The 12811-nt window shown below is 37.9% G+C and carries 14 protein-coding genes; all 14 read right to left on the reverse strand.

The window, feature by feature from the left end; genetic code table 11:
* Nucleotides 1-13 precede the first annotated feature (13 nt).
* The 14 genes from RVS70_RS07475 to RVS70_RS07540 all read right to left on the reverse strand — a co-directional run bounded on the left by RVS70_RS07475 (nucleotide 14) and on the right by RVS70_RS07540 (nucleotide 12810).
* Nucleotides 14-1273 (reverse strand): phage portal protein, encoded by a 1260-nt coding sequence (locus RVS70_RS07475; protein WP_321132798.1) that lies wholly within the window; start codon nucleotides 1271-1273, stop codon nucleotides 14-16.
* Between the two features lie 234 nt (nucleotides 1274-1507).
* Nucleotides 1508-3205, reverse strand: coding sequence for a terminase large subunit (locus RVS70_RS07480; RefSeq protein WP_321132799.1), 1698 nt, complete (start codon nucleotides 3203-3205; stop codon nucleotides 1508-1510).
* Nucleotides 3202-3687, reverse strand: a complete 486-nt coding sequence (locus RVS70_RS07485) for a phage terminase small subunit P27 family (protein WP_321132800.1) — start codon at nucleotides 3685-3687, stop codon at nucleotides 3202-3204. Before RVS70_RS07485 ends, RVS70_RS07480 begins: the two co-directional genes overlap by 4 nt.
* Nucleotides 3688-3777: 90 nt before the next feature.
* The gene (locus tag RVS70_RS07490; RefSeq protein ID WP_321132801.1) at nucleotides 3778-4146 is read right to left on the reverse strand and encodes an HNH endonuclease; all 369 of its coding nucleotides are present in this window, start codon (nucleotides 4144-4146) and stop codon (nucleotides 3778-3780) included.
* The gene (locus RVS70_RS07495; RefSeq protein WP_321132802.1) at nucleotides 4146-4436 is read right to left on the reverse strand and encodes a hypothetical protein; all 291 of its coding nucleotides are present in this window, start codon (nucleotides 4434-4436) and stop codon (nucleotides 4146-4148) included. Before RVS70_RS07495 ends, RVS70_RS07490 begins: the two co-directional genes overlap by 1 nt.
* Nucleotides 4437-4448: 12 nt before the next feature.
* Nucleotides 4449-5126, reverse strand: coding sequence for a hypothetical protein (locus RVS70_RS07500; RefSeq protein ID WP_321132803.1), 678 nt, complete (start codon nucleotides 5124-5126; stop codon nucleotides 4449-4451).
* Between the two features lie 34 nt (nucleotides 5127-5160).
* Nucleotides 5161-5673, reverse strand: coding sequence for a hypothetical protein (locus RVS70_RS07505; protein WP_321132804.1), 513 nt, complete (start codon nucleotides 5671-5673; stop codon nucleotides 5161-5163).
* Nucleotides 5674-5909: 236 nt separating this feature from the next.
* A complete protein-coding gene (locus RVS70_RS07510; RefSeq protein ID WP_321132805.1) occupies nucleotides 5910-6434 on the reverse strand; it encodes a hypothetical protein in 525 nt (174 codons plus the stop codon).
* Nucleotides 6434-6709, reverse strand: a complete 276-nt coding sequence (locus RVS70_RS07515; RefSeq protein WP_228088814.1) for an IDEAL domain-containing protein — start codon at nucleotides 6707-6709, stop codon at nucleotides 6434-6436. Before RVS70_RS07515 ends, RVS70_RS07510 begins: the two co-directional genes overlap by 1 nt.
* Nucleotides 6709-7002 (reverse strand): hypothetical protein, encoded by a 294-nt coding sequence (locus tag RVS70_RS07520; protein ID WP_321132806.1) that lies wholly within the window; start codon nucleotides 7000-7002, stop codon nucleotides 6709-6711. The genes RVS70_RS07515 and RVS70_RS07520 overlap by 1 nt, the downstream gene beginning before the upstream one ends.
* Before the next feature lie 2 nt (nucleotides 7003-7004).
* Nucleotides 7005-8366, reverse strand: a complete 1362-nt coding sequence (locus RVS70_RS07525; protein ID WP_321132807.1) for a DEAD/DEAH box helicase — start codon at nucleotides 8364-8366, stop codon at nucleotides 7005-7007.
* Entirely contained in the window at nucleotides 8366-8650 is a 285-nt protein-coding gene (locus tag RVS70_RS07530) for a VRR-NUC domain-containing protein (protein WP_321132808.1), read from the reverse strand. Before RVS70_RS07530 ends, RVS70_RS07525 begins: the two co-directional genes overlap by 1 nt.
* Before the next feature lie 287 nt (nucleotides 8651-8937).
* On the reverse strand, nucleotides 8938-11283 hold the full coding sequence (locus RVS70_RS07535; protein WP_321132809.1) for a virulence-associated E family protein: 2346 nt from the start codon (nucleotides 11281-11283) through the stop codon (nucleotides 8938-8940).
* Between the two features lie 15 nt (nucleotides 11284-11298).
* Nucleotides 11299-12810, reverse strand: coding sequence for a PcfJ domain-containing protein (locus RVS70_RS07540; RefSeq protein WP_321132810.1), 1512 nt, complete (start codon nucleotides 12808-12810; stop codon nucleotides 11299-11301).
* Nucleotide 12811 lies beyond the last annotated feature (1 nt).

The raw sequence follows: 12811 nt of genomic DNA on the forward strand, positions 1-12811 counted from the left end.
ATACACCGGTTGCCTAATCTTCTGTTTCATCTTCCACACCTCCTTTCGATGCTCCTGCTTTAGCTCGTTGATATTCTTCGATCAAGTCTAGAGTAGTGTAGTTGAGAGATACAAAACGTTTATTACCCATTTCACCAATACCATCCATGTCCTCAAGCTCTAATATTTTATTAATATCGAAGCCTCCAATTTCCCACATGGTTTTATAAAACTCTCCTCTTGATTTCGAATCAGCTCGCAATAAGCTTGTAAGATTAAATTTTGAATAGTATCTTTTCAGTTCCCGTTCTGAAAACAGTTGATAAGTAAACTCTTCTTCCCACTGTTTTATAATCGGACTTAACGTATTTTGAATATAATCCAAAGATTGCTGTTCAATGTTATTATGAGTGGATCTATCTAACTCATTAACCATGTGCATAGGAATGTTATAGAGCATAGCAATTTCTGTTTTGTCATACTTCATACCCTCTACAAACTGTGCGTCTTTTAAAGGCATGCTGATACTTTGAAACTCAAGACCTGCATCTAATATGGCAATACGTTGGGCATTATTTAATCCAGTATTAGCCTTTTCCCATTCATCTCTCACAACGTCTTTCGCTTCTGCGTTTAACATCCCTGGTACTTTCAGCACCCCACTGTTAGAAGCACCATTTTTATAAAACTTACCCTTAAATTTTTGAGCTGCTTGTGAACTTCCTATTGCTTCTCTAGCTACTTGAATGGGAGGCTTTCCTTTTACTCCATCCGTAGATAAAGCTGTTAGATGAATTATGTCTCCATATCCGATTTTTACAAACTGACCATTTGGCAATGTAGTGTGATACCACAATGTGTTCGTCGTCACATCAACATATGGTTCTGTAACAGCTGGATTCAATAACCATAATTCTTTTGGTCGCCCGTCTGCACCCCAGTTAATATTGATATAAGCATTTCCCCATGTATTACGATGGGTTTCTACTAGGTGTTTAAATTTAAATGGACTCTGATATGGGTTAGGCCTTGTCTCTAACACTTTTGCAACAGCATGTTTTTTATCCCTGACACGACCATCATTTGTCTTTTTAAATGTTTGAAAAGGAAGCTTAGCAATACTATTGGCTAGTATGTTTACACAGGTATAAACAGCTGGTACTCCTAAAGCAGAATTAACAGTAACTTGTTCACCGCTTGAAGCTTCATGACCAAACATCTTCATAAACCACGGTGCTGGATTCTTTAAGTCCGTCGTTTCTGCTTTTGGAGTTAATACATTTTTAAATATCAATGTTTACCACCTCCTTCACCTCCTGGCAATAATAATGCCAATTAAAATCAGTACAGCTGACAATAAATAATTACCTGCCAGTATATTTGCATCAATTACTGTAATGAGATACGTATTAACTATCCCTAGTACCATGCCTGTGAAAATTAAAAAATCCTCCAACCATTTGGTGAAGAATGATGTAAAAAAAGCTATGAAAAAATCTCTAATTACTTTTGCGATTTTAATTACCTCCTACATACTCCAATTATTTAAAAAGTGATTGCTTAGATCTTGTGGTCCCACACTCATCGCTCTGCTAAAAGCGTTAATTATAGCGGCAGCTGGATCTATTCGCTCAACCGATTTTTCTTTATCAAGCATGATGTTTTCTTGAGGATCCGTTTTCGTTACAGCATTGTTCAAAGCCCAATGCAATAATGGATCTTCGAAATGTTGAATATCTTTTCTATATACCCCACTTCTAAATTCTTTTGTAGGGAAGGAAAGATGCCTTAGCATCTGTGGAATTTCCACCATTGTAAAACCATGATTTTCTAATATTTGAACTAAATGCGTTGCATTCCATTTATCATAATCAATCTCTATGATGTTGTACCCTTCATCTCTCATGTCTAATATGTGTTGTTCTACATAGCTGTAATCAACTACACTTCCCGGAGTGGTTGTTAAGTACTTCTTTTTCTTCCACAGGTCAAAACGCACATTATCCGTGTTAATCCTTTCCTGTAACCTTTCTTCGGGCATAAACGAGTGCTGTTGTACAATGAATTTTCTCTCCGGAAGTTGAAACACCTTACCGATACTGGTTAAATCCGTTGTGCTTGATAAGTCTAGTCCGAGAAAAACGGGATAAGGAAGAACATCTTTAGGTTTTATAATTGCAGCTTTCCATTTACCCATTTTCATGTAACCTAATGGCTTAGCATCTATCCACACGTTCATGTTTTTGGTTAAAAAGCTTCTCATTTTCTCAGGCTGTTCGAGAGCAACTTTTAATTCTGAACGTATGGCAGTTAACCCTTCCTCGTAAGTCGCTACAATAGGATTAGCCTTTATCCAGTTTGATTCATCTTTTATATCATCAATAAGATTTCCTTCATCGTCCTTATCAAGCTCACAAATAATAGCGAAATACTCATCATTTTCTTGTGGCTGATCTGGATCCAAAATTTTGCTGACATACTCGTATTCCTTAAAACATGGTTTGTTTAAATCAAAGCCTGCAGTTGTGATAATGAACATTAACGGCTCTCTACGAGCCATCATCCCAGAAGCTAGTACATCATAAATTTCGCTGGTATCATGCCTGTGGTACTCATCAACAATTCCGACAGATGGGTTTTTCCCATCTCCGCTTTTCCTTGCTTCTTTGGATAACGGGATAATTACTGAGCTGTTGCGCAATATTTCTATCTTGCTGTACGCTTCTTTCCATTTTCCATCTAACAATTCACTGGTGTTTATCCCTGAGCGAATTGCCTCGTATACTTCTTCAGATTGTTCTTTTAACCATCCAGCTATAAATACCCGTTGCTTCTCATCGCCAAAGAAAGTGATAAATCCTGATATAATAGCTAAGAATTGAGACTTCGCATTCTTTCTTCCTAGCTGAATATAAACCTTACGTATTTTGCGTGCGCCATTCTTTTTCTTCTTAAAACAGAGAATATTGACTGCTAAAAAAAGTTGAAAATCAACTAATTCAATTGGTTGGCCAGCAAGTACGCCTTCTACGTGCTTGAATTCATGTGCAAACCAATAAAAATCATCCAATGTGTCTTCATCAAAATAAAAAAGACTGTCATCAGATTGACACTCTTCATAATCACGTAGAAACCTTTCTACTGCCCATATATGTTTTTTACCCGCTTTGATTTCACCGTTTAGTATTTTACCGCAGTAATCAAAGACTCGATCAAGAAAAGTCATAATCGCCCACTGAAGCGTTTTTCTGCTTCCGTTTTAGGTTGAGGTTTTTCATCCGTTTTTGGAATTACCAACTTCAAGCGAGATGTAATTGTCAGACCTAAATCATTTGCAGATGATCTACACTCGTTAAAAAGTAAATTCTTACTTCGCTGCATTGCTGAATAACTTTTAAAATCCTCAGCAGGTTTAACCTTTCTTATCAACTTAATAAGTTTAATATACTGATCTTTAGAATCAATATATCTGGCTAGATTATCAACATCGAGATTACTAAAAATACCTAACCTTAAAAGCTCGGTAGAAAGATGATTGAATTCTTCCTTCTGCTTTTTGGTTAGGTATTTCGGTGCTTCGATATTGTCCGTAAATCCTTTCATTTGTTCTTCCTGGCTTTGACGTTTCTTGATTTCGTCTTTAGTTAAATGGTTCGACCTTCCTTTACCTTGAATAACAGCTAAAGGTTGTTTATTTCTCCCTGCCATCAATTACACCTCCTTGAAAAAATTTTAAAAACGGATTTTTGTGTGCGCTTGAGGGGGCGTCGCTCTATAGTATTCTGAAAATTAAATAATTTACCCTGGGGGCCTTTTCTTATGTTCTTGGTTGTGACAAGCATGACAAACCGATTCTAAGTTCTCAAGATCATAACGTCGTGACCAATCATCCTTAACCTCAATCAGATGATGCACCACCTGCGCCTGCCTTATACTCCCTTGCTTTAAACACCTTTGACATAGACCATTGTCTCTTGCCATTGCTAGAGCTCTCACACGCTGCCACTTACTCGACTTATAAAACGCATTTACTTTAGGATCTCTTTTGTATTGGTTATAATTTCTGGTAGTTTTCTGTGCGTTTTTCTCATGCGTTTTACAGTAGGAATTTCTTGTCAGATTATTGCAGCCAATCTCACGACAAGGTCTCAGTGATTTCTGTACCATTAATCCCCACCTAAATCAGCACGACCATAGTTAACCAAGTTATACTTGAGTTGTTTCATCCGATTGTTTATATCTTCTTGGATCCTCTGTCTTTTTACTGCGTTATGCTGACCGTTTAACTCATCTCTTTTTTGTTGGAGTTTTCTTACCCGTTTATCTGTGACAAAGCAGGTAAAATGATAATGGCATTGATCACATTTAAAGTAGGTTTCTTTGATGCTGTTCGGATGCTGTTTGGTTTTATATGCAATATTAGTTACTCGATTGCATTTATCACACAATGCTATCATGATGAGTCCTCCTCACGTTAATCTTTCTATTCCGATACCAGTGATCCTCGGTTCAACCTGGTCATCCAGCTTATAATATTCCACATTAACTTCTAACTTACCTGGCTGATCTGTTCTAGTTTTCCAATCAAAATGAACTCGTACTTTATTCGTTATCTCTTTACCTTCATGAAAAACTCTAGGCAACGTACTGTCCTCGTCATCTAATTCAATGGTTAAAAAAATATTTCTTTTCCTCTGTTCTTCCAACTCTTTCAATGATGCAGTAGTTTTCTTTGCTTCACGTTGGATTGCTTTAAGACCTTTGATTGTATTGGAATAGTCAATATCTACTTCCAATGTTCCAACGCTTTTCTTTGGTGGTGTATCTCCTATCCTCGGACCATTTCCTTCTACTGGTCTTCTTGTACCTTCCTTGTTTTCTTTGTATAACTCTATAACAGTATCAACTTGTTTAGGTGTTAGGTTCCTGCAATAGTTTATTTTTCTATCAACTATTTTCTCTCTAATTTTGAAAGCTTCCTCACTTAGCTTGTGCTTATCTTGATAAGACTTTCTAATAACAAGCCCTCCACAACATTTGCATCTCAAACCATCTTGCCGATAATCATCTTGATGAAAATCATGTTCATGTCCACATTCAACACATTCCCAAATAACTTTACCTTCGCGCGACTTTTTGTCTGCCATGATATCCTCTCCTTTTAAATAATAAAAAGACACCTCATTGAGATGTCTTTGTTCTTTCTGCATAAATGTTTATTAAAGCTAATAAATCAGCTTGTGAATAATCACCTACTTGATAAGGATCAAAACTTTGTTGGTCTTCATTTGCTATCCCCATGTACGGTCTTGCTTCTTCATAATAATCCACATGAAGTCTACGTATAATTTCATTTAATTCCTGATGATCAACAATATTATAATCATATAGGTTTAATAATTTTGATAGCCCGTCAGATCCTATAAACCAATGCAAATGACCATCTGATAAACTTACATCTGAACTTTTTGTTTGGCAATATTTAAACGGAGACGACTTTTTGTGATGAATTATTCTAAAATTTTTAGCAGTGTATCCAGCTGCTCCGGTCTCTTCCTCAAGAAAGCTATCCCATTCTAGCATCCCTTCTTTAGCTGTATTAATTATCTCTCCACATACATCACAATACCATTGTTGTTTCTGTTTTAATTTAATTTTTCCTAACTTTTCTAGTCTTTTGATCTCAGTTTCCATTGTCATCTCCACCTTTCTATTTCCTAATATTCGACAGAAAGGAAGATATTCCTGCATAATTTTACCTAAAAAAAACAGCACCCAAGCCCTTGCAAAACTTGGATGCACCATTTACATATCTACAACATTACAATATATCGTAAACAACGTAACCGTAATACAGGTACCTATATTTTGTTTACAGTACCATAATAACACATTAATACGGACACTTTGTGGACAGTTTTCGGACAGATTCAATTGCTAAACTTAATAGCATCTACCCCAAAAAAGATGACAGGTAAATCGGATATTGCTTTTTCTATATATCTTCTCACCGTTCTTTCCTCAATATGTTCGATCTCTGCAATCTCTCTGGTAGTGTATTTTCTTTTGGAAATATATTTCTTTTCGAGAACCCTGTAGTATTTTAATTCCTCTTTACTGCAAGATTGTTTGTATGCTTCCATCTTCCCCCTGATGAAATAGACCATTGCTATCGTTTTGGTTTTGCTTTGTTTAATAGATTCGATAGATTCAAGACTAATTGTTTCAATGTCTAAGTCTTGGATTGAAGTGTCCTGAAGTTTTTCTAAATCTGTTTCTAGCTTCTCACAATGCATAACCAATGATCTGTAATTTCGTAAAAGCAGCTTAATGTTGTGCAACCTTCTATCATGTCTTTCCCGTTCCTGCTGCTTTATCTCTTCTTTATATGCTTTGATTGCCTCCTGTGAGGCAGTCTGTGTAATTAGTTTCAACTGCTTTTCGGTTATATGCATTAGGATTCCTCCTTTACTCCTCCATAAAGGGAAGGTTGATTATTTAACTGCTTCGTTAATTCAAAAAATAGCTCTCTATTTCCAGTATCCAAAGCATAATCTATTAAAATGTTAAGAATATCTTCATCGGTAACGGATGTTTTGCAATCATATTCCATCTTTTCGTATGCAGGCTTTGAGCTATATGACACACTTGAAAGATATTTAGCCATTTCAACTTCATAAATTTTATTTAGTATTCTTTTCATGTAATCATCATTTTCGAAGTAGTACATTACGATTCTCCTTTCAGTGCTTCACAAAGCTTTATATACGCATTTGTCGCACACTTATTTCGGTACCGCTCAACATCATCTAAAATATCTGTTGCTTCTTCAATAGCCTGTTTGTAGCGTTCGGCTCTTTTCATCTGGTTAATTCCGTATGAATTATTTTGTCTTGCCATGAATTTAGCTGTGTCTAGTTTTTCCTCTAATTCCTGCACACGTTCTTTAAGGTTTTGCTTTTCTTCTAAAAGATCATCATACTCAGACTCTTGAATAATAATTCTTCCTGTATAGTAGTCCATCTCTACCCCTCCTTTACTTTCTCAATTCGTGCTTTCACAGCTTCCAGTAGGGCATCTTGACCAGCAGTTTTATCAGCTAGTCTCGATGAAACAGTCTCGTCTAATGTATTTTCAGCTACTAAATGGTGAATGATAACTCGTTCTTTTTGTCCTTGTCGATCTAGCCTTGCATTTGCCTGTTGGTATAATTCCAAGCTCCAGGTCAGCCCAAACCAAACAATGTTATGCCCACCATCCTGTAAGTTTAATCCGTGACCAGCTGAAGCTGGGTGCGTTAAAAGTAAAGGTATTTCTCCTTTATTCCAGGCTTCAATGTCTTCAGGTCCTTCTAACTTTTTTGCTTCCGGGAATCTTTTCATGATTCTGGATAGGTCGTGCTTATACGTATAAAAGCATAAGATCGTTCTCCCGTTTGCGGCTTCGATAAGATCTTCTAAAGCATCAAGTTTTGCATGGTGGACTTCCTGCACATCTTTATTTTCGTCATACACAGCCCCATTGGCTATCTGTAGTAACTTATTAGACAAAACTGCTGCTGTATCAGCTGTTACGTCACTGTCTTCAAATGGCAATAGGAGATCTTTCTCTAGCTTCTCGTATTTTTTCCTAGTACTAGCTATTAAAGTGACTGGCACCATCCGTTCTATTCTCTCTGGTAAGTCTAGCCAGTCTTTGGCACTCATACTGACACAAATATCTGATATCTTCTCATACACTCGATTCTCAGCTTCATTTTTTTGTTTCCATTCGTAGACAATATGACCGTCACGTCTTCCTGGCGTGAAGTATCGATCTCGGTATCCGGTTATCGTTCTTCCTAAACGCTCTCCTTGGTCTAATAGGTACAACTGCGCCCATAAATCATGCAGACCGTTTGGTGTTGGTGTACCAGTTAAGCCGATGATACGCTGCATTAGAGGCCTAACTCGACGTAAAGCACGAAAACGTTTGGATTTACTGGATTTAAAGCTAGATAACTCATCGATCACAACTGTATCAAATGGCCATTTACTACCTGTCATACTCACCAGCCAAGGTACATTTTCTCGATTGATTACATACACATCAGCTTCTGCTTTTAGAGCTTTTTCCCGTTGGGTTCGGGGTCCAAGAATTTTAGATATCGTAATATGCTGCAGATGATCCCATTTAGCCGTTTCCCTACTCCACGTATCCTGGGCCACTCGCAAAGGAGCTATGACTAAAATTTTCCCTGCGTCAAAATACGTATTTTTCAACTCTTCTAGGGCAGTTAAGGTGATAACAGTTTTTCCTAAACCCATATCTAAGAAAAGACCTGCAGCTGGAGTATCAATAATCTTTTGAATGGCGTATTCCTGATATTGATGGGGAATGAATTTCACTAAATATCCCCTCCAAGCATCTTTATAAACGCATCTACTTTTTGCTTAGATTCTAGTACATAGACCTCATGTTTACGTTTCTCAAGCTCCTGAATCCGTTTCTCCTGTAGCGGACTTAGCTTTCCATTTGGTGCTTTCATCTCTACAAAAATGGTACGTCCTCGAGGTAAAATGCAAATGCGATCTGGCACACCTCTTCTACCAGGAGACACCCATTTGAAGCACAGACCTCCGAGTTGTTCAATTTTATCTTTTAGTCTTTTTTCTAAATCAGATTCTCTCATAAAATCACCTTCCAAAAATTAGGTGTTTCTTGTTGTTGTCTCGCGCGCGTACTAGGCGATACGCGTTTAACCTCTATATAAACCCCTATTATTACTTAATATTATTTTTATAGTTTTTAAGTAAATCTACTAACACAACTAACACAAAAGTATTTTCAAAGCTGTTCCATCAAGGGTTTATGATTGTGTTAGTAGATAAATTTTACTAACACATTTACTGCAACACTACAATTACTTCCATTTTTTGGTGTGTTAGTGTGTTAGTAACTGTGTTAGTAGATATGGATTTACTGCTCACGTTCAAACACACGTTGAATGTTGTATCCTTTTACCCGTTGTCTACCTGCGTCTTTCCAACCTGGAATGTTTCTTAAAATGCCATAAATCTCCTTCGCATCCCAAGGTTTCATGTCTCCTTTTTTACGTTGAAGACACTCAACCCAGATTTCTGCTGCACACACAGATGTACGCTGCATTGGCTCATCCATAAAATCTTCTTGAATTGGAGTTTCGAGATATTCGGTAATCCACCCTTTTCTCGGATCGTCTTCCATGTGAGCTTCTTGCACAGACTTGGCCACATCTGCTACTTGTCTTGGTAGAGTCAACGGTTCTCCCTGTTCACAATAGTGCTTAGCTTCTGCCCATACTTGACCCACGATCTCATCAGATAAGTAGGGCGATTCCGGATTTTCCTGGTCGTAAAAGATGTTTTTCGTCGCCCGTTCTGGCTCCACGCTAACTGGCCAAAATCGACGGTTTCCTGTTTGGTCTTTTAAGAAATCAAAATTGTTTGTTGTTCCAAAGAATATACACTTTCTTGGAAACTCTGATACTACTCTGTCAAACGCTACACGATACATGTCTGTTGTTTTGGATGTGAACGCCTTTACTTCTTCTATTTCAGCCTTCTTCATTGCTGATAGCTCTCCAAATTCAAATATCCAAGAGTTTTGTAGATATTCTCCAGCTTCCTTACTTTCAAAACTTTTTAAGGAGTCTGAGAACCACTGCCGTCCCATTTTAGCCAAGATCGTACTTTTACCGCATCCTTGTGGTCCAACAAGAACTAACATTTCATCGAATTTGGTGCCAGGTTCGTAAATTCTCACTACCCCGGCCATAAACATTTTTCGAGTAACCGTACGGGTGTAATCACTATCTGTTGCACCTAAGTAATCAATAAATAGCGTGTCTAAACGCTTAACACCATCCCATTCAAACGACTCTAAATAGTCATGAATAGGATGAAAAGCATTCTGACGGGTAACATGGGTAAAAGCATCACGAATGATATTAGCTGATTTAATGTCATATCCTTTTCCAAGAAAGTGCCTTAATTCTGCATCATCAGAACCTAACCACGGTTCATGTGATTGAAAGGGAGCTTTTTTGCGCCAAGGTAAATCGTTAAGAACTACTTCTCGATTTTTGAAAGCGTCATAGGCTAAAGTATTTTTCAAAGGTCCATTTGATAGTAAAAGCTCTACATTTCCCGCATTGCTTACTAGGTTTCCTTTATTCGTATAGACTAGTTTTTCTTTCCAGGCATCTGGATCTTGGCCCTCATCTATTTCATTTTGAAAATCTTCATCAATACTTGCCGCTCTTCTATCTACTAGAGTTCGTTTAATTTCCGGTAGTTCATAGATAAATTCCTGCATGGCCACATAAGAAGGGTATTTATTACCGGGCGTATTTTTCTTCACGTTGTCGTCCATATCCCCGAATTTATGAAGGCGAACCAGGTCAAATAGATTTTTACTGTGGCCGTCTGCAGCTGGGTCACTATCCTGGTGGCTATATGCTAAAGCTTGATCTGGAAATACCTCGAGACCATTTGCAGAAGAACCATGTAAATACGTATACCGATTTTCCATAGAACCCTGTTCATACTGATCAGATAGAAATTCTTCGATGCCTTCCTCAATGCTATAAGTCTGACAGAATAAACCTACTACGCCATGCTTTTGCGTTGGGTCTTGCTGTTTCTTTCCGTTTTCCAGCGGCGCCTTACTTTCTGATTCATGTCTTGGCCACTCAGCTATATCTGTCCAATCGATATACTCGTCAAGTATGCCATTAACATCTAGGGGCTCTCCTTCAGCTACTTCAAAGACTGGATCTGCATCCTTAGAACAACTAGGGAAATACATGAGTCTATGCAACTGAAACGTAGTGTGATCGAAATAAGTCATGCCTATGTTTTCTGCCAATTTACGGCTTACTGCTGCATACTCATCAGGAGTCATTTCACGATTAGCTGGAATTACTAAACGAAACTTCTGCCTGTTCGGTCGATGACTATGTGTGCTATAAATCAGATAGCTAGTACCACCAAGCATAAGGTCAACGTCTATCATGAAATCATCAGTGGCATAGTCAGCATCTAATGTAATTAACCATCGGCTCTCAATATTGACTTTTTTCCGTCTACCACTTCGGATAAGACCGCCTACAAAGGCAGGTCCATCCTTAATGGCTCCTTGCTTTAATTTGGAGAGTTTGTCGTATTCGGCCATCGTCTCATTTGTTCGACGTAGCTTTAACGTATCGATAAATTCTGGCCATTCTAGATAATCCACTGTCCAGTTTTTATCTGATCGATTACGGCCAAAGGATATTTCTAACACAGGCCACCCTCCTTTCTATGCTGATAGGTTTCTATTCCTCTTACGACGTTTTAACTTTTCAAGTTCGAATGCTTCTATGAAAGCAGCAACTTCTTTGGTCATGTTACAATTTCTAAAGCCACGGCATTGAATCACTCTATTCTGTTGAATTTCTACAGTGAAATAGGATTTATGAGGCGCATCATTCTTTCGAATAACATAAATGTCTGTATCACCTTCTGCATAACGTTTCGCATACTGGCCAACACAATGCTTAAGTGCCTTACCCTCGTCAAATAGTTCTATGCTGGATGTTGCAGGTCTTATATGCAGTCTGCCTTGTGTAAAAGAATACCTTTCTAAAGATGGAATACGCTTCTTAATCTGTTCATTTACCTTTTCATCCACTTTAATTTTTATCCGCCGAGAGGTATCCTCGTGAGCCTTCTGCAAATTGTTCGGATATTTTATATGATCCTTCGTTACATCAAGACCAAGTTCTTCTGCTTCTTGCCAATAATCTCGTAAATCTCTGATTATAGAAGAAGTTGAATGATATGCTAGTAGAGATTTTGAACGCTGCTTTAACGCATATTTCGTTACAAAATCTAGTGGCTCATGTAGCTTTATAGCTTCCTCTATAAACAGATCATCTAGTAAATCTGCTGTTTCAAATGATACGGATAAACCATGCTTTTTTAGAGTTTGGTACACATAGAGTAATTCAGGACGAGGAATAACTCGTTCACGTTTAAGCTGTTTTAGCTCCGATTTGGATAGCCGAATTACTTTTTCAAGCGTCTTCCCATTCCAGTTAATCGTCCCGTAAGTTCTAAGCCCTGTTAACTTCGCCTCAATGAATTTCCGGAAACCGATCTTCGTTAAATACTCAATGCAAGAATACCTTGCAGCTAAAGCAAAGAAATGAACAAGATCTTCTCTGCCATATAGGTCTTTATAACTCTCCCACGTACTATATTGAAAAGGTGTATTTTGAACTGTGGCTGCCACATTCTCATGAGAGATGAATGTACCCTTATATTGCATTAATCCTGTTGACTCAGAACGAATCTTCTTTAACTTAGACCATTCATCTCTCCAGCCGTTATACACCCTCTGTTCGCTGTATCCAGGTTCAAAAAGATACATGGAAACCTCCCTAAACATGGTTTTTACGTTCCTATAATCTCCATAGTCTCTTGTAACATGCAGTCCCATAGCGACAATGGTTTCTGGATCCACTTGTGATTTTTCATACCAAACAACGTAGGCTTCCGTAAACAAATTCTTACGACCCCGGCCAGCACTCTTAACCACAACTGGAGAAGCACAAAGTTGACAAGTCCAAGATTCGTTATGTTTCAATGGTTGAAGTTGGTCAATCATATAATCTTTCTCACAGTGGGAGCAGTATCCATGCTGAATGCCTTTCACGGTTTTAACGAAGACATATCTACTTTCGTAAAAAACAATGTCCCTTACATAGTCAACCAACTCTTGACTAACTTCTTTTGGGAAATGTGCAAGAAATTCAGGATCTAGTGACATC

The organism is Virgibacillus sp. M23 (genome assembly GCF_034190895.1).
Classification (GTDB): Bacteria; Bacillota; Bacilli; order Bacillales; family Amphibacillaceae; genus Virgibacillus; species Virgibacillus salarius.